The sequence below is a fragment of the Noviherbaspirillum sp. genome (genome assembly GCF_035654295.1).
Lineage (GTDB): Bacteria > Pseudomonadota > Gammaproteobacteria > Burkholderiales > Burkholderiaceae_D > Noviherbaspirillum.
The window spans coordinates 1-15,946 of sequence record NZ_DASRXF010000163.1; the positions used below are offsets into that span (position 1 = coordinate 1).

18 protein-coding genes are annotated in these 15,946 nt (G+C 61.2%); 10 read left to right on the top strand and 8 right to left on the bottom strand.

What is annotated here, in order from left to right:
* Nucleotides 1-184: 184 nt before the first annotated feature.
* The 7 genes from VFF99_RS15860 (at nucleotide 185) to VFF99_RS15890 (ending at nucleotide 6,589) form a co-directional block, all read left to right on the top strand.
* Nucleotides 185-1,378 (top strand): UbiH/UbiF family hydroxylase, encoded by a 1,194-nt coding sequence (locus VFF99_RS15860; RefSeq protein ID WP_325019573.1) that lies wholly within the window; start codon nucleotides 185-187, stop codon nucleotides 1,376-1,378.
* Between the two features lie 27 nt (nucleotides 1,379-1,405).
* On the top strand, nucleotides 1,406-2,125 hold the full coding sequence (locus tag VFF99_RS15865) for a DsbC family protein (protein ID WP_325019599.1): 720 nt from the start codon (nucleotides 1,406-1,408) through the stop codon (nucleotides 2,123-2,125).
* 100 nt (nucleotides 2,126-2,225) lie between these two features.
* Nucleotides 2,226-3,215, top strand: coding sequence for an MDR family oxidoreductase (locus VFF99_RS15870; RefSeq protein ID WP_325019575.1), 990 nt, complete (start codon nucleotides 2,226-2,228; stop codon nucleotides 3,213-3,215).
* Nucleotides 3,216-3,228: 13 nt separating this feature from the next.
* A complete protein-coding gene (locus VFF99_RS15875) occupies nucleotides 3,229-3,687 on the top strand; it encodes a (2Fe-2S)-binding protein (RefSeq protein ID WP_325019577.1) in 459 nt (152 codons plus the stop codon).
* Nucleotides 3,665-4,264, top strand: a complete 600-nt coding sequence (locus VFF99_RS15880; protein ID WP_325019578.1) for a nucleotidyltransferase family protein — start codon at nucleotides 3,665-3,667, stop codon at nucleotides 4,262-4,264. The genes VFF99_RS15875 and VFF99_RS15880 overlap by 23 nt, the downstream gene beginning before the upstream one ends.
* A gap of 65 nt (nucleotides 4,265-4,329) precedes the next feature.
* Nucleotides 4,330-4,788: a DUF3429 domain-containing protein gene (locus VFF99_RS15885; protein ID WP_325019580.1), complete on the top strand. Its 459-nt coding sequence runs from the start codon at nucleotides 4,330-4,332 to the stop codon at nucleotides 4,786-4,788.
* Nucleotides 4,789-4,795: 7 nt separating this feature from the next.
* A complete protein-coding gene (locus tag VFF99_RS15890) occupies nucleotides 4,796-6,589 on the top strand; it encodes a M61 family metallopeptidase (protein ID WP_325019582.1) in 1,794 nt (597 codons plus the stop codon).
* On the opposite strand, the gene trpC is transcribed toward VFF99_RS15890, so the two are convergent.
* The 6 genes from trpC to rpe form a co-directional block, all read right to left on the bottom strand.
* Nucleotides 6,590-7,393: an indole-3-glycerol phosphate synthase TrpC gene (gene trpC, locus VFF99_RS15895; protein ID WP_325019583.1), complete on the bottom strand. Its 804-nt coding sequence runs from the start codon at nucleotides 7,391-7,393 to the stop codon at nucleotides 6,590-6,592.
* A gap of 6 nt (nucleotides 7,394-7,399) precedes the next feature.
* Nucleotides 7,400-8,437: an anthranilate phosphoribosyltransferase gene (gene trpD / locus VFF99_RS15900; protein ID WP_325019585.1), complete on the bottom strand. Its 1,038-nt coding sequence runs from the start codon at nucleotides 8,435-8,437 to the stop codon at nucleotides 7,400-7,402.
* A 14-nt stretch (nucleotides 8,438-8,451) separates the two neighbouring features.
* Nucleotides 8,452-9,015, bottom strand: a complete 564-nt coding sequence (locus VFF99_RS15905) for an aminodeoxychorismate/anthranilate synthase component II (protein ID WP_325019586.1) — start codon at nucleotides 9,013-9,015, stop codon at nucleotides 8,452-8,454.
* Nucleotide 9,016: 1 nt separating this feature from the next.
* On the bottom strand, nucleotides 9,017-10,513 hold the full coding sequence (gene trpE, locus VFF99_RS15910) for an anthranilate synthase component I (RefSeq protein WP_325019587.1): 1,497 nt from the start codon (nucleotides 10,511-10,513) through the stop codon (nucleotides 9,017-9,019).
* Nucleotides 10,514-10,717: 204 nt separating this feature from the next.
* The gene (locus tag VFF99_RS15915; RefSeq protein ID WP_325019589.1) at nucleotides 10,718-11,410 is read right to left on the bottom strand and encodes a phosphoglycolate phosphatase; all 693 of its coding nucleotides are present in this window, start codon (nucleotides 11,408-11,410) and stop codon (nucleotides 10,718-10,720) included.
* Complete coding sequence (rpe, locus tag VFF99_RS15920; protein WP_325019590.1) at nucleotides 11,407-12,072, bottom strand: ribulose-phosphate 3-epimerase; 666 nt, start codon at nucleotides 12,070-12,072, stop codon at nucleotides 11,407-11,409. The genes VFF99_RS15915 and rpe overlap by 4 nt, the downstream gene beginning before the upstream one ends.
* 132 nt (nucleotides 12,073-12,204) lie before the next feature.
* Between rpe and apaG the strand changes: the two genes are divergently transcribed.
* Nucleotides 12,205-12,579 carry a Co2+/Mg2+ efflux protein ApaG gene (gene apaG / locus VFF99_RS15925; protein ID WP_325019592.1) on the top strand — a complete coding sequence of 125 codons (375 nt, stop codon included), beginning with the start codon at nucleotides 12,205-12,207 and terminating at the stop codon, nucleotides 12,577-12,579.
* A 1-nt stretch (nucleotide 12,580) separates the two neighbouring features.
* On the opposite strand, the gene VFF99_RS15930 is transcribed toward apaG, so the two are convergent.
* Entirely contained in the window at nucleotides 12,581-12,715 is a 135-nt protein-coding gene (locus VFF99_RS15930) for a hypothetical protein (protein WP_325019594.1), read from the bottom strand.
* A 14-nt stretch (nucleotides 12,716-12,729) separates the two neighbouring features.
* Here VFF99_RS15930 and VFF99_RS15935 point away from each other — a divergent pair, with 14 nt between their 5' ends.
* Nucleotides 12,730-13,932 (top strand): murein transglycosylase A, encoded by a 1,203-nt coding sequence (locus VFF99_RS15935; RefSeq protein WP_325019601.1) that lies wholly within the window; start codon nucleotides 12,730-12,732, stop codon nucleotides 13,930-13,932.
* Between the two features lie 20 nt (nucleotides 13,933-13,952).
* On the opposite strand, the gene VFF99_RS15940 is transcribed toward VFF99_RS15935, so the two are convergent.
* Nucleotides 13,953-14,324 carry a hemerythrin family protein gene (locus VFF99_RS15940; protein WP_325019596.1) on the bottom strand — a complete coding sequence of 124 codons (372 nt, stop codon included), beginning with the start codon at nucleotides 14,322-14,324 and terminating at the stop codon, nucleotides 13,953-13,955.
* A 273-nt stretch (nucleotides 14,325-14,597) separates the two neighbouring features.
* On the opposite strand from VFF99_RS15940, the gene VFF99_RS15945 reads away from it, so the two are divergent.
* Nucleotides 14,598-15,374: an enoyl-CoA hydratase gene (locus VFF99_RS15945; protein WP_325019598.1), complete on the top strand. Its 777-nt coding sequence runs from the start codon at nucleotides 14,598-14,600 to the stop codon at nucleotides 15,372-15,374.
* Nucleotides 15,375-15,946: the final 572 nt, after the last annotated feature.

Genomic DNA, 15,946 nt, shown 5'->3' on the forward strand with positions numbered 1-15,946 from the left:
GAATCGAACCACCGACACAAGGATTTTCAATCCTCTGCTCTACCAACTGAGCTACCAGGCCAAGGCGCGCAAGTATAGCAAAGCTATCGGAATATGCAAGACTTTTTTGCGAGCTGAAGTTTTTGAACGGCTATAATGGCCCTGGAATCTACTGACAATTGTGTCTTCTGCAGGTACTTATTCCATGCAAATTCAAAGCAATATCTGTGTCATCGGCAACGGCGCGGTCGGCAAGGCTGCGGCGCTCGGCTTTGCGCAGGCCGGCCTGTCCGTGACGCTGCTCGTTCCGCCGGCGGGCGGCGCGGAAACCGCCGGTACAGCCAGTTGGGACGTGCGCGTCTATGCGCTGAACCACGTCGCATATGAACTGCTGACCTCGCTCAAGGTCTGGCAGGCGCTCGACGCCTCCCGCGTCGCAGCCGTGGACGCGATGGACGTCAAGGGCGATGGGGCGCAGGCAGGCAACCTGGTTTTCGACGCTTATGGCGCACGGACCGGCGCCCTGGCCTGGATCGTCGAGGACAGCAATCTCGCCGGCGCGCTGGATGCCGCGCTCAAGTTCGCGCCCAACCTGCGCAAGGTGACGGGGCGCGCTGTCGAATTGCATACCGATCAACAGGCGGCACGTGTGCGTCTGGACAATGGCGATGTGCTGGAAGCCTCCCTGGTGGTCGGGGCCGATGGTGCCCAGTCCTGGGTGCGCGGCCAATGCGACATCGGCATCGATTACCGCTCCTACGGCCAGCGCGCCATCGTCACGAATTTCGAATGCGACAAGCCGCACCACGGCACCGCCTTCCAGTGGTTCACCGCGTCGGAAGGGATCGTTGCGCTGCTGCCATTGCCCGGAAATCGGGTTTCGCTGGTCTGGTCGGCGCCGGAATTGCTCGCGCAAACCCTGCTTGGGGAATCGCTGACGCAAATGGCGGAACGCCTGACGGCACTCTCCGGCGAGCGGCTTGGACAACTGCGGCCGGTGCAGCCCGAAGTGGTCAAGGCATTCCCGCTCACCCTGATGCGCCCGCATTCGATCGTTGCGCCGCGCGTGGCGCTGGTCGGCGATGCAGCCCATGTCGTGCATCCGCTGGCCGGACACGGGATGAACCTCGGGTTCGCCGACGTGGAAGCCTTGATCCAGGCGGTCGCAGAGCGTGAAGCACATCGCGATTGCGGCGACGAGCGCGTTCTCGGCCGCTATGCAAGAGCACGCAAGGAGGACATCTTCCTCATGCAACTGGCGACCGATGGCCTGGAGCGCCTGTTCTCGACCGACTTCGAACCGGTCCGCATTGCCCGCAACCTGGGATTGAACCTTGTCAACAAATTGCCTGTCATAAAGCGGGCGCTGATTTCCCACGCAATGGGAAAACGAACCTAAAGACCTAACAAAGGCATACCTCACATGATGAAACTGAATCAATTTGCGGCACTGGCTGCTTTTACGCTGGCGGCTGGTGCCGCAATGGCGCAATCCGCGCAGGAAGCTGCGATCCGCAAGGCGATCGAGCCGCGCCTGGGGGACGGCGCCAAGATCGAGTCCATCACCAGGACGCCTTATGGCGGCCTGTACGAGGTGCGCGTCGGCGGCGACATCTTCTATACCGATGCCAAGGGCGAATATCTGTTCATCGGCCGCATCGTCGACACCAAGACCTTCCAGGACCAAACCAAGGCGCGCCTGGACGAGATCAACAAGATCAAGTTCTCCGACCTGCCGTTCGACTCCGCGCTGAAGATGGTGAGGGGCAACGGCAAGCGCGTGATCGCCGTGTTCGAGGATCCGAACTGCGGTTATTGCAAGCGCTTCCGCCAGACGCTCAATGACATGGACAACGTCACGGTCTACACTTTCATGTACAACATCCTGTCGGAGGACTCCGTCACCAAGTCCCGCAACATCTGGTGTTCCGCCGACCGCGCCAAGGCTTGGGACGACTGGATGCTGAAGGGCAAGCAGCCCGAGCAGGCCCCGGCCAACTGCACCGCGCCGCACGACAAGGTCCTGGCGCTGGGGCAGAAGATGAAGGTGACGGGCACCCCGACCGTGTTCTTCACAGACGGCACCCGCATCCCCGGTGCCGTGGACCAGAAGGCTCTGGAGGCCAAGCTTGCTTCCATGAGGTAACACGCAGTAGAGGAATCCTTCGAATGGCGCGCACTCGCAAGAGGCGCGCCATTTTTTTACTCCAAAATAAGACCCGGCAGTCCCAACAAGGAGACAAGCAATGTTCAATGCGATTCTGCTCAACAGGAAGGAAGATGGCACGACAGATGCCAGCCTGACCCAGCTCGACGACGCCCAGTTGCCTGCGGACGGCGACGTCACCGTGCGCGTCGACTATTCGACGATCAACTACAAGGACGGTCTTGCCATTACCGGCAAGTCGCCTGTCGTGCGCAAATGGCCGATGGTGCCGGGTATCGACGGGGCCGGTGACGTCATCGCCTCATCCCATCCCGACTGGAAGGCCGGGGATACCTTCATCCTTAACGGCTGGGGTGTGGGCGAAGCGCACATGGGCTGCCTCGCGCAGCGCGCGAAGCTGAAGGGGGACTGGCTGATCCCGCTGCCTTCCGGAATGACCGCACGGGCAGCGATGGCAATCGGGACAGCAGGCTACACGGCGATGCTGTGTGCGACGGCGCTGCAGGAGCAGGGCGTGGCCAAGGATAGCGGCGATATTCTCGTCACCGGCGCATCGGGCGGCGTGGGTAGCATCGCAATCGCCATCCTTTCCGCGTGGGGCTACCGGGTCGTCGCATCGACTGGCAAGCTCGGCGAGGCGGATTACCTGAAATCGCTGGGCGCGACGGATGTCATCGATCGGGCGGAATTGTCCGCGCCGGGAAAGCCCTTGCAGAAGGAGCGCTGGGCCGGTGTGGTCGACTCGGTCGGGTCGCACACTCTTGCCAATGCCCTCGCGCAGACGCGTTACGGCGGCGCAGTGGCGGCATGTGGACTAGCGCAGGGGCTGGACCTCCCGGCAAGCGTGGCGCCCTTCATCCTGCGAAGCGTGAAGCTGATCGGAATCGACAGCGTCATGGCGCCCAAGGCGAAGCGTCTCGACGCGTGGCAAAGACTGGCGCGCGATCTCGATACCGCGAAGCTGGACCGGATCACGAAGGAAATCACCTTGCGCCAGGCTCTGGATAGCGCGCACGACATCCTCGCCGGCAAGGTGCGGGGAAGGCTGGTGGTCAACGTCAACGCATAACAAGGAAAATTTCATGGTCACACTCAACGTCAATGGGCGCGATGTGCAGGTGGATGCAGATCCGTCCACCCCGGTACTCTGGGCGCTGCGCGACAACCTCGGCATGACCGGCACCAAATTCGGCTGTGGCGCCGCGCTGTGCGGCGCCTGCACAGTGCATCTCGACGGCCAGCCGATCCGCTCCTGCATCACGCCCATTTCGAACGCCGCCGGCAAGAAGATCACCACCATCGAAGCGATGGAGGCCGACCGCATCGGCAAGGCTGTTCAGGAGGCCTGGGTCAGGCACGATGTGCCGCAATGCGGGTATTGCCAGAGCGGGCAGGTGATGGCCGCGACCGCCCTGCTGCGCGCCAAGCACACGCCCACCGACTCGGATATCGATGCCGCCATGAGCGGCAATATCTGCCGCTGCGGTACTTACCAGCGCATCCGCGCGGCGATCAAGGATGCAGCAAAAACCCTCGCCTGATACTTTCGTCGGCATCCTGCTCGCTGCGGGAAGCGGCAGCCGTTTCGACGCGTCGGGGCGGCGCAACAAGCTGCTGCAAACGCTTCCCGGCGGGGACGAGGTGGCGGTGGCGTCGGCCAAGGTGTTGCTTGCGGCTTTGCCGGCTGTCATTGCAGTTATCCGTCCCGGCAACGAGCAGCTTGGTGTGCGCTTGAAGGAAGCCGGCTGCATAGTGACAACGTGCCCGGATGCGGGCGAGGGCATGGCCGCATCGCTGGTGCATGGATTGCGTGAGGCACCAGCCGCGCGCGGCTGGGTGCTTGCTCTGGCCGACATGCCCTTTGTGCGGCCGGGTACCGTCAGCGTACTGGCCGAAGCCGTGGAAAAGGGGGCCACCATTGCCGCGCCATACGTGAATGGCAGGCGCGGGAATCCAGTCGCGTTCGCGCGCGTCCACCTCGACGAACTGCTTGCCCTGCATGGCGATGAAGGCGCGCGCCGCCTGCTCGTCAGCCATCCGGTCACTGCGGTCGAGGTCGACGATCCCGGCATCCTGCGCGACATCGACACGCCCGGCGACTTGCCATCCCCTGATTAAGCCCGGCCCGGACAATCCGGCTACACTATGCGGCTGTCGGCCATCGTGCCTCAACGGCTACCCGCATGAACAACCAATTCCTGAACAAGCGCTTCGCCCAACTGGCCGGCATCGCCGGTCTTGCCCCCTTCCTGCTCCTCATGCTCGCCTGCTGGATCGTGCAGGTCGACTGGCTCGGCTACTTCATCCGCGGCCAGCTCGCCTACGGTATCGCGATCCTTTCCTTCCTCGGCGGCATGCACATGAGCGCCGCCATCCTGACGACTGGATTGACGGAGGAACAAACGCGCAAGGCCTTTGTCTGGAGCGTATTGCCGCCGGTGCTTGCCTGGTCGGCCACGCTCATGGGCGGCTTCGGATTCGCCGTGCTGATGGCCGGTTTCATCGTCGCCTACCAGGTCGACAAGCGCCTGCTCGGCTGGTATCGCATGCCCGACTGGTTCCTGCGCCTGCGCTTCAGGCTGACCTGCGCGGTTGTCGCCGCGCTCGCCTTGTCCGTCATTGCCGCCAACGTCAGAGGATAGGATTCGCATGAAAAATACCATTCAATACACCATCCTCCCCAAGGATCCCGCCGCCCACCTGTTCGAGGTGACGCTGACCGTGCCGGCGCCTGCCGCGGAAGGCCAGGTCTTCGTGCTGCCGGCATGGATTCCGGGAAGCTACATGATCCGCGAATTTGCCCGCAACATCGTGCGCATCTCGGCCGCGTCGCAAGGCAAAGCCATCGCGCTCAACAAGCTGGACAAGCATACCTGGCAGGCTGAACCTTGCGACAGGAGCATCACGCTCACCTACGAGCTCTACGCATGGGACTTGTCGGTGCGCGCGGCGCATCTCGACCAGACGCACGGCTTCTTCAACGGCACCAGTGTATTCCTGGCCGTGCAAGGCAAGGAACATCTTCCGCACGTCGTCGAGATTCAGCGGCCCGCCGGCGACCTCTACCAGGCATGGCGCGTGGCCACGGCGCTGCCGGAGCTGAAAGCCAAGCGTTACGGCTTCGGCACCTACATCGCCGCGGATTACGATGAGTTGATCGACTCGCCCGTGGAAATGGGCACCTTCGAGCTGGCGACCTTCAAGGCGCATGGCGTCCCGCACGACATCGTCATTACCGGCCGCGTGCCGAATCTCGACATGGCGCGCCTCACTGCCGACCTGAAGAAGGTCTGCGAGGCGCAGATTGCCCTGTTCGAGCCGGCATCGCGGCGTGCGCCCATGAAACGCTACGTGTTCATGACGCTTGCCGTCGGCGACGGCTACGGCGGCCTGGAGCACCGGGCATCGACGGCGCTGATCTGCTCGCGCAACGATCTTCCCGTCAAAGGGCAGAAGGAGATGAGCGAAGGGTATCGCACCTACCTCGGCCTGTGCAGCCATGAGTACTTCCATACCTGGAACGTCAAGCGCATCAAGCCGGACGTGTTCGCACCTTACGACCTGCGCACCGAAGGCTACACCACGCTGCTTTGGCTCTTCGAGGGATTCACCAGCTATTACGATGACCTCATGCTTGTGCGCAGCGGCCTGATCGACGAAGCCGCCTATTTCAAGCTCATCGCCAAGACCGTCAACGGCGTGCTGCGCGGCAGCGGGCGCACCAAGCAGAGTGTCGCCGAATCGAGCTTCGACGCCTGGACCAAGTACTACCGCCAGGATGAAAATTCACCGAACGCGATCGTCAGCTATTACGCCAAAGGCTCGCTGGTCGGCTTGGCGCTTGACCTCACAATCCGCGCCGAGACTCGCGGCAGGAAGTCGCTCGACGATGTGATGCGCACGCTCTGGCAGCGCTACGGACGCGAATTTTACGAGGGCGAAGGGATCGGCGTGTCGGAAGCCGATGTCGAAGCCTTGTTCGACGAGGTGACCGGCCTGAAGCTCAAGCGCTTCTTCGACCGTTATGTCCGCGGCACCGAGGACATCCCGCTCGCCAGGCTGCTTGCTCCGTTCGGCGTGGAAGCGGCGGATGGGCGCAAGAACCAAAAACCCGCGCTGGGCATCCGTACTTCGAAGGACGGCAATGACTGCAAGGTGGCCAATGTCTATGAGGGCGGGCCGGCACATGAGGCAGGCATTTCCGCCGGCGACATTCTCATTGCCATCGATGGGTTGCGGGTATCGGCAACGAATCTCGAAGCACTGCTGTCGCGCTACAAGTCAGGGGACGATGTGGTGCTGCATGTATTCCGCCGCGACGAATTGATGGCGTTCACGGCCACGCTGGCGTCCGACGAGGCGCCGCAGCTTGCATTCACCCCGCAGTCCAAGCCCGCGGCTGTCGCACGTGCGCGTGCCGCATGGCTGGGTACTGCGGGCTGATCAGCCTGCGAAAAGCCGGCTCAGTTCCGCGCCCGGGTCGGGCGCGCGCATGAAGGCTTCGCCGACGAGGAAGGCATGGACGTCGGCATCGCGCATCAGCTTCACGTCCTCCGGCTTGAGAATGCCGGACTCGGTAACGACCATTTTTTCCGGCGGGATGCGCGGCAACAGGCCGATGGTGGTCTGCAGCGATGTTTCAAAGGTGCGCAGGTTGCGATTATTGATGCCGACCATCGCTGTCTTCAATTTCAGCGCCGCCGTCAGCTCGTCGCCATCGTGCACCTCGACCAGCACGCCCATGCCGAGTTCATGCGCGCAGGCTTCGAGTTCCGCCATCAAGCCGTGGTCCAGTGCTGACACGATCAGCAGGATGCAGTCCGCTCCCCAGGAGCGTGCTTCGTAAACCTGGTACAGGTCGACGATGAAATCCTTGCGCAGGACAGGCAGGTCGCAGGCAGCGCGCGCCTGCTGCAGGTACTCCGGTGCGCCCTGGAAAAACTGCACGTCCGTGAGCACCGAGAGACATGCTGCCCCATGGCTTGCGTAGCTCTCGGCGATTTCCGCCGGGCGGAAGTCCGGGCGCAGGATGCCCTTGGAAGGCGAGGCCTTCTTCACCTCGGCGATCACGCCGGCCTGGCCCGAATGGATCTTCGCCCGCAGGCTGGCTTCGAATCCGCGCAGTGCCTGCCGCGCTTCGGTATTGCTCTCCACGTCGCGGCGCAGGCTCGCGAGGTCTTGCTGTTTCTTCGCTGCGGCGACCTCGTCCGCTTTGACGTCGAGGATTTTCTTCAGAATGTCGGACATGATGAATCAGTTGGCGGCGCCGAGTTGCTGCGTCGCTTGCACAAATTGGTTCAGCTTTGCACGGGCCGCGCCGGAGGCGAGGACCTCGCGCGCTTTCATCAAGCCGTCGCCGATGGAATTCACGGCGCCGGCCGCGTAAAGCGCGGTGCCCGCATTGAGCACGACGATGTCGCGGACCGGTCCCGGAGTGTTGTCGAGTGCTTCGTAGATTTTCTGCTTGGACTCTTCCGCGCCGGACACTTTCAGGTTGCGGCTGGCGACCATCTGCAGGCCGAAGTCTTCCGGATGGATTTCATATTCGCGGACTTGCCCATCGACCAGTTCGCCGACCATGGTTGCCGCACCGAGAGACACTTCATCCATATTGTCGCGGCCCCAGACCACCAGCGCATGCTTCGCGCCGAGACGCTGCAGGACCCGGACCTGGATACCGACCAGGTCGGGATGGAAAACGCCCATCAGGATATTGGGCGCGCCGGCCGGGTTGGTCAGCGGGCCGAGGATATTGAAGATGGTCCGGACGCCGAGTTCCTTGCGCACCGGTGCCGCATGCTTCATCGCCGCATGATGGTTCGGCGCGAACATGAAGCCGATGCCGGTCTGCTCGATGGATTGGGCGACCTGCTCGGGCTTGAGATTGATATTAGCGCCCAGCGACTCCAGCACATCCGCGCTACCGGACGACGAGGACACGCTGCGCCCGCCGTGCTTGGCGACGCGCACGCCCGCCGCCGCGACGACGAACATCGATGCGGTTGAGATATTGAAGGTATGGGCGCCGTCGCCGCCGGTGCCGACGATATCGAGCAGGTTGCTGGTATCGGCCAGCGGTACCTTCGTCGCGAACTCGCGCATCACCTGCGCCGCCGCGGCAATCTCGCCGATGGTTTCCTTCTTCACTCGCAGGCCCATCGTCAGTGCCGCGATCATGACCGGCGACATTTCGCCGCCCATGATCTTGCGGAACAGCGCCAGCATTTCATCGTGGAAGATCTCGCGGTGTTCGATACAGCGTAGCAGCGCTTCTTGCGGCGTAATCGGCATGGCGTGGCTCCGTCTCAGATAGTCAGGAAATTCTTCAACAGCGAGTGGCCGTGTTCCGAAAGGATGGACTCCGGATGGAACTGCACGCCTTCAATCTGGTAATGCTTGTGCCGCACGCCCATGATCTCGCCGTCCTCGGTCCATGCCGTCACCTCCAGGCAATCCGGAAGCGACGCGCGCTCGATAGCCAGCGAGTGGTAGCGGATGATGGTGTAGGGGCTCGGCAGGTCCTTGAAGACGCCGGCGCCGGTATGCGAAATGACGGAGGTCTTGCCGTGCATGACCTGTTTGGCGCGGATCACCTTGCCGCCGAACGCGGCGCCGATGCTTTGATGGCCGAGGCAGACGCCAAGGATCGGCAGCTTGCCCGCGAATTCCTTCAGCAGCGGGACCGACACGCCGGCTTCGTGCGGCGTGCAGGGGCCGGGCGAAATGCAGATGCGGTCCGGCTTCATCGCCGCGATCTGTTCGAGTGTGATTTCATCGTTGCGGACGGTCCGCACATCTTCACCGAGTTCGCCGAAGTACTGGACGAGGTTGTAGGTGAAGGAGTCGTAGTTATCAATCATCAGCAGCATGTCAGATCTCCCCATCCAGGCCATCCTGCACCTGCTCGGCGGCACGCAATACGGCGCGTGCCTTGTTTTCCGTTTCCTGCCATTCCATCTCGGGTATCGAGTCGGCGACCACGCCGGCGGCGGCCTGCACGTACAGCATGCCTTCCTTGATGACGCCGGTGCGGATTGCAATGGCGAGGTCCATCTCCCCGCCGAACGACAGGTAGCCGCATGCGCCGCCATAAATGCCGCGCTTGGTCGGCTCGAGTTCGTCAATGATTTCCATCGCACGTACCTTCGGCGCGCCGGACAGGGTGCCGGCGGGGAAGGTGGCCTTCAGCACATCGAGGTTCGACAGGCCGGGCTTGAGCGTGCCTTCCACGTTCGACACGATGTGCTGCACGTGGGAGTATTTTTCGATCACCAGCTTGTCCGTCACCTTCACGCTGCCGGTTTCGGCGATGCGGCCGATGTCGTTGCGGGCGAGGTCGATGAGCATCACATGCTCCGCGATCTCCTTCGGATCGGCCAGCAGTTCCTTCGCCAGCTGCGCATCCTTCTCGGGAGTGGTGCCGCGGGGGCGTGTGCCGGCGAGCGGCCGGATTGTGACTTTCTTCTTGCCTTCGTTCGTCTGCTCGTTGCGCACCAGGATCTCCGGCGAGGCGCCGACGATCTGCATGTCGCCGAAGTTGTAGAAGTACATGTAGGGCGAGGGATTCAGCGAGCGCAACGCACGGTACAGCGACAGCGGCGCGTCGACGTAAGGCTTTTTCAGCCGCTGGCCGACCTGCACCTGCATCAGGTCGCCGGCCATGATGTATTCCTTCGCCTTGTCGACAGCCTTCAGGTAGTCCGGCTTGTCGAACTCGCGCATGGTATCTGTGCGCACCGATGCCGAGGTGACCGGCACGTCGACCGCGCGGCGAAGCATCGCGCGCAGGTCCTTCAGTCGCTGGCGGGCCTTCGAATAGGCTTCGGCTTGCGTCGGATCGGCATAAACGATCAGGTAAAGCTTGCCGGACAGGTTGTCGATGACCGCGAGCTCTTCCGTCACCAGCAGCTGGATGTCAGGCAGGCCAAGGTCGTCGGGCGGCGCCGAATGGGCCAGCCGCTTTTCGATATGGCGTACGGTGTCATAGCCGAAGTACCCCGCCAGTCCGCCGCAGAAGCGCGGCATGCCCGGACGGATCGCGGCCTTGTAGCGCGACTGGAATTCGGCGATGAATTCGAGCGGATTGCCTTCGTGCGTCTCGACCACCGTGCCGTTCTTCACAACTTCGGTCCTGGTGCCGTAGCTGCGCATGAGTGTCGACGCCGGCAGGCCAATAAAGGAATAGCGCCCGAAGCGCTCGCCTCCGACCACGGATTCGAGCAGGAATGTGTTCTTGCCGGTGTTCTGGGTCTGGGCCAGCTTCAGGTAAAGCGTGAGCGGCGTTTCGAGGTCCGCAAAGGCTTCGGCGATGAGCGGAATACGGTTGTAGCCTTCAGCGGCCAGCGATTTGAATTCGAGTTCAGTCATGTTTCTCTCCGGGCGCTATTGTAGAACGGGACGCCAATAGCGGGGGGTGTCAAAAAAACGTTGCTAACCAGCAAAGCGGAAGGCAAATGCGGTCAGCGGCAATGTGGGCTATACAGTCCAGGATTGCCAGCGTCGCCACAGCCAGGCCTCATAGCGGCCCACTGCAGTCACGTCACGTTTTTTGTCGAGAAACATGTCGATAGGTTATGCGGAAACAAGATGTGCTGCGTCAAGCAGCGTTGGAACTATACCATCGGAATCGACGCCATGTATAGGTTCGCCATGATTGTACCCGTATGGCACATTCAGGACCTTGCACCCGGCCGCCCGCGCGGCCTGCGCGTCATTCGAGGAGTCGCCGATCGCCACCACCTCGTCCGGTTGCAGGCCGAAATCCTGGCATACCGTCAGCAGCGGCAAGGGGTCAGGCTTCTTCCGGGGCAGTGAATCGCCGCCGTACACCACTTCGAAATACGCGTGGAGGCCGGTCTTTTCGAGGAGTTCGACGGCGAAGCCGAGCGGCTTGTTGGTCACGCACGCCAACCTGACGCGTTTGGCGCGAAACGCCTCCAGCCCTTCGCGCACCCCCGGATACACCTCCGAGTAAGCCCCGTTGATCGCCACATAGTGCTTCATGTACGAAGCCAGCGCCGTCTCGAAATGCCGCTCCACGGCCTCCGGACCGTAGTCGACCGCGAGCACGCGGCGCATCAGGTTTTCCGTGCCCTTGCCGACGAAATGGGTGATCGTTTCGATATCGATGGGCGCGAGGCCGAGGTCCGCGCGCATCCGGTTGACTGCGACATGGAAGTCCGGCGCGGTGTGCACCATCGTCCCGTCGAGGTCGATGATGGCCGCGCGGATTCCGCTCAGTGCCACGCGTTCCGGCGCGTTCATGCCTGCGCCAGCTGCGCGCGCATTGCGTCGATTACCGCCTTGTAATCCGGCTTGCCGAAAATCGCCGAGCCCGCAACGAAGGTATCGGCGCCGGCACGTGCGGCAGCGGCGATGTTCTCGATCTTGATGCCGCCATCCACCTCGAGCATGATGTCGCGGCCGGATTCGTCGATGCGGCGGCGCACGGCGGCAATCTTCTTCAGTGCTTCAGGAATGAAGGACTGGCCGCCGAAGCCCGGATTGACCGACATGATCAGGATCATGTCCAGCTTGTCCATCACATGGTCGAGGTAATGCAGCGGCGTGGCCGGATTGAACACCAGGCCGGCCTTGCAGCCGTTGTCGCGGATGAGCTGCAGGGAGCGGTCGATATGCTCGGAGGCCTCGGGGTGGAAGGTGATGATGTTTGCGCCCGCCTTCGCAAAGTCCGGAATGATGCGGTCCACCGGCTTGACCATCAGGTGCACGTCGATCGGCGCCTGCACGTGCGGGCGGATGGCTTCGCAGACGAGCGGACCAACAGTCAGGTTGGGTACATAATGGTTGTCCATCACGTCGAAGTGGATGATGTCGGCGCCAGCGGCGACGACATTGCGGACTTCCTCGCCCAGGCGGGCAAAATCGGCGGAAAGGATGCTGGGGGCAATACGATAGGTAGGCATGACAAGCAATGTTGAAATGAATGCGCTATTTTACCTGTTCGACTGCGCAGGGATATGTTGCAATGATGGCAGTTTTCGGTTGCAATCTTCCTGGTCGCCGCCGTAGCGTGCAAGAACAACAAGGAAATCCAGATGGCCACCTATGAATTCACCGTATCCGTGAAAACCCAGTACCTGGAGGAGCAATCTGAGCCGGACCGCAGCAATTTTGTGTTCGCCTACACGATCACCATCAGGAACACCGGCCAGGTCCCGGCGCAGCTCATCTCGCGGCACTGGATCATCGTCGACGCGAACAACCGCGTGGAAGAGGTGCGCGGCCTCGGAGTCGTCGGGCACCAGCCGCTGCTGCAGCCCGGCGAACTGTTCGAATACACCAGCGGAACGGCACTCGCAACGCCGCAGGGCTCGATGAAGGGTACCTATTTTTGCGTGGCGGAAGACGGCGAGCAGTTTGAAGCCGTAATTCCGGAATTCATCCTGTCATTGCCACGCACGCTGCATTGAATTAAGGTTGCTTGTCTTTGTCCGGCGGCAATGGTTTCGTCGGCGCGTTCCGGTCCGTGTTCTTGGGCAGGGTCCACCAGACGATAAAAACCAGCAGGAAAAGAGCAACCCCTGCCTCAAGCATCAACAGCCACATATTTGTATTCCTCGATGTCAGTTATCCGCACAAGTCTACTCGCTTCCGCCATTGCCGTATTCATCGCCGCCTGTACGACGGTCCCGCCCGCCCCGCCGGCAAAACCGCCCGTTGCCCCCGTGCCGCCGGAGAAGCCGGCAGAGGCGCCCAAAGAGCTGTTCCGTGCCGCGACGTTCGCGGCGATGCCGGGCTGGGGCAGGGACAATCTGCGCGAAGCCTGGCCCGCCTTTGTCACCTCGTGCGAGGTGCTGGTCAGGAAATCTGACTGGAAAGAGCCTTGCCAGGTTGCGGCCGGCGTGGATGGCGCAAGCGAGACTGCTGTGCGCACCTTCTTCGAATCGTTTTTCACCCCCTACCAGGTCTTCAACCAGGATGGATCGGACACCGGCCTCGTGACGGGCTATTACGAGCCGCTGTTGCGCGGCGCCCGGAAACGCGGCGGCGCATTCCAGATCCCGCTGCACCGCGCGCCGGACGACTTGCTGACCATCGACCTTTCGTCTGTCTATCCTGAGCTGAAGAATATGCGCTTGCGCGGACGCGTCGTGGGCAACAAAGTGGTTCCCTACCCCACGCGCGGAGAGATGATGCAGTCGAACGCATTGGTCGGCAAGGAGATCGTCTGGGTTGACGACGCGGTGGAGGCGTTCTTCCTGCAAGTGCAAGGGTCTGGCCGCGTGCAATTGGCGGATACGAAGGAAACAATCCGAATTGCGTATGCGGACCAGAATGGGCATCCCTACAAGTCGATCGGCCGCTACCTTGTCGACAAGGGGGAAATGACGCTCGATCAGGCTTCCGCGCAGTCGATCAAGGCGTGGTTTGCGTCCAACCCGGCACGGCAGCAGGAATTGCTCAGCGCTAATCCCAGCTATGTTTTCTTCCGTGAAGAGAAGCTTGCAGATCCAAAAAAGGGGCCGAAAGGCGCCCTCGGTGTTCCTTTGACCCCGCAGCGTTCAATCGCTGTCGATCCTCAGTTCATCCCGCTTGGCGTTCCGGTATTTCTGGCGACGACACAACCGGGAAAAGAAATACCGCTGCAGCGGCTCATGATGGCGCAGGATACGGGCGGCGCCATCAGGAATCCTGTGCGTGCGGATTTTTTCTGGGGGTTCGGCGGTGACGCAGGCGAGAAGGCAGGCAAGATGAAGCAGCGCGGCCAAATGTGGGTGCTGCTGCCGAAACTGGGAGCGCCTCCTGTGTTGATATCACGCTAAACGCGTTGCCGCTGCGCGCATTATGAGGCGTGCAGTGCAGGTTCGCGCGCTCCGTCGCCAAGCTGCATCGCCAGTGCAAACGGCGAGTCCATCGTCGTTATGTGGAACAAGAGCCACTGCGGCATCAATTCATTGACGACCTGCCTGCCGATGCCGGTGTCTCCGTCCATCACCTGAGCGTGGACATGATGCAGCGCTCCGAGCACGCGGGCATGCTCCTCCTGATGTGTCGGCAGGCCGGGATAGTCCAGATCGTCCATCCATACTTCTTCCTTGCGAAACAGTCGTTCCGCAGTACTCACGAATAGGCCGAATTGGGTGGGAAAGTCCCGGTCATCAGCACAGGAAAGGGCGTCCAAGGCGTTGAACATGTCGTGATGCAACCGATCCATTGCCGGCACTCCAGACGATATATCGGACGTGGGTAGCCAAGCGGATGTCGATTGCGTCATGGAGAGCCTTTCTGAGTGGAGTGCAAAAGGGGGACGGAGCGGCGCTGCAACAGGCGCTTGCCGAAAATTCATGCTACCCCCTCGGACCGGCCTTCGTTTGATATGGCGCAATGAGGCGAGGGAGCGATTCGCCCGTTTTATCGGTGTTGGCGGGGATGTGCGGCGAGAGGGGTACAATGGCGGCCATCCTTTCTTGTCCAGGAGACTATAAGAATGACCTATGAAAATATTGTGGTTGAAACCCGCGAAAAGGTAGGTGTGATCCAGCTGAATCGTCCCAAGGCACTGAACGCGCTCAATGACAAGCTGATGGATGAGCTCGGCGCTGCGCTGGCAGCATTCGACGCCGACGAGAACATCGGCTGCATCGTGATTACTGGCAGTGAAAAGGCATTCGCCGCCGGCGCCGACATCGGTGCGATGGCCAACTATTCGTTCATGGACGCTTACAAAGGCGACTATATTACGCGGAACTGGGAGCAGATCCGTCGCATTCGCAAGCCCGTCATCGCTGCGGTTGCCGGGTATGCCCTCGGCGGAGGGTGCGAACTGGCCATGATGTGCGATTTCATCATTGCGGCGGACACGGCAAAGTTCGGCCAGCCGGAAATCAAACTGGGTACCATTCCGGGTGCGGGCGGAACACAGCGCTTGCCGCGCGCTGTTTCCAAATCGAAAGCAATGGATATGTGCCTTACTGGCCGCATGATGGACGCGGCCGAAGCTGAGCGCGCCGGTTTGGTATCGAGAGTGGTTCCTGCGGACAAGCTGATGGACGAGGCGGTATCTGCGGCTGCTACCATCGCCGGCATGTCGCTGCCGATCGCCATGATGGTAAAGGAATCCATCAACCGCGCCTACGAGACGACGCTTAACGAAGGCGTTCAGTTCGAGCGCCGCCTGTTCCATAGCACCTTCGCCACCGAGGACCAAAAAGAGGGAATGAAGGCTTTTATCGAGAAGCGCTTGCCAAGCTTCCGGAACCTTTGATATATTGCGCCTCCCGTCGCGAAACGGAGCAGGAAAAGGCGGTTTGCCTGCCTGTAATTCGGAGCGTGCCGGGAGGGTGGTAGTGTGGTTTTTGTGGCAAGAGCTTTTGGAATTTCGCAGTGAAGTAGTTGACGAGTTCTGAAAAGCGCCTCATAATCCCATCTCTTTGCTGCTGACGGACAGAACGATCCGAAAGCAGATTGCGAAACTGAAAAGTTGAGCAAAAAGAAGCAGTTACGCGAACAAGTTAATGCACGAAGTGCTTGACGCGAAATCGAAAACGCTTCATAATCTCGTTTCTCTGCTGCTGACGAACAAAACGATTCGCAGCGCGGCGCCGAAAGGATGCCGGGGCAGACAAGTTCTTTAAAAAGTAACAGCCGATAAGTGTGGGCGCTTGGTGGGAGTGCGGCGCTGGGGTGACTCAGCGCAGAACTTAAAACATTAAGTGCTCACAAAAAATATAGGTAAGAATCGCAAGATAATTACCTGTCAGTATTTTGAGTGAGCGACGGTTCTTCGGAACCTGGCAGCAATGCCACAACAGAGATTGAACTGAAGAGTTTGATCCT

Coding starts and splice junctions, on each gene's coding strand:
- VFF99_RS15935 (WP_325019601.1), top strand. CDS start 12,730: ATGTCAGTTATCCGCACAAGTCTACTCGCTTCCGCCATTGCCGTATTC.
- apaG (WP_325019592.1), top strand. CDS start 12,205: ATGGCCACCTATGAATTCACCGTATCCGTGAAAACCCAGTACCTGGAG.
- VFF99_RS15875 (WP_325019577.1), top strand. CDS start 3,229: ATGGTCACACTCAACGTCAATGGGCGCGATGTGCAGGTGGATGCAGAT.
- trpE (WP_325019587.1), bottom strand. CDS start 10,513: ATGACTGAACTCGAATTCAAATCGCTGGCCGCTGAAGGCTACAACCGT.
- trpC (WP_325019583.1), bottom strand. CDS start 7,393: ATGTCCGACATTCTGAAGAAAATCCTCGACGTCAAAGCGGACGAGGTC.
- trpD (WP_325019585.1), bottom strand. CDS start 8,437: ATGCCGATTACGCCGCAAGAAGCGCTGCTACGCTGTATCGAACACCGC.
- VFF99_RS15940 (WP_325019596.1), bottom strand. CDS start 14,324: ATGGATCGGTTGCATCACGACATGTTCAACGCCTTGGACGCCCTTTCC.
- rpe (WP_325019590.1), bottom strand. CDS start 12,072: ATGCCTACCTATCGTATTGCCCCCAGCATCCTTTCCGCCGATTTTGCC.
- VFF99_RS15890 (WP_325019582.1), top strand. CDS start 4,796: ATGAAAAATACCATTCAATACACCATCCTCCCCAAGGATCCCGCCGCC.
- VFF99_RS15880 (WP_325019578.1), top strand. CDS start 3,665: ATGCAGCAAAAACCCTCGCCTGATACTTTCGTCGGCATCCTGCTCGCT.
- VFF99_RS15865 (WP_325019599.1), top strand. CDS start 1,406: ATGAAACTGAATCAATTTGCGGCACTGGCTGCTTTTACGCTGGCGGCT.
- VFF99_RS15945 (WP_325019598.1), top strand. CDS start 14,598: ATGACCTATGAAAATATTGTGGTTGAAACCCGCGAAAAGGTAGGTGTG.
- VFF99_RS15860 (WP_325019573.1), top strand. CDS start 185: ATGCAAATTCAAAGCAATATCTGTGTCATCGGCAACGGCGCGGTCGGC.
- VFF99_RS15915 (WP_325019589.1), bottom strand. CDS start 11,410: ATGAACGCGCCGGAACGCGTGGCACTGAGCGGAATCCGCGCGGCCATC.
- VFF99_RS15885 (WP_325019580.1), top strand. CDS start 4,330: ATGAACAACCAATTCCTGAACAAGCGCTTCGCCCAACTGGCCGGCATC.
- VFF99_RS15905 (WP_325019586.1), bottom strand. CDS start 9,015: ATGCTGCTGATGATTGATAACTACGACTCCTTCACCTACAACCTCGTC.
- VFF99_RS15930 (WP_325019594.1), bottom strand. CDS start 12,715: ATGTGGCTGTTGATGCTTGAGGCAGGGGTTGCTCTTTTCCTGCTGGTT.
- VFF99_RS15870 (WP_325019575.1), top strand. CDS start 2,226: ATGTTCAATGCGATTCTGCTCAACAGGAAGGAAGATGGCACGACAGAT.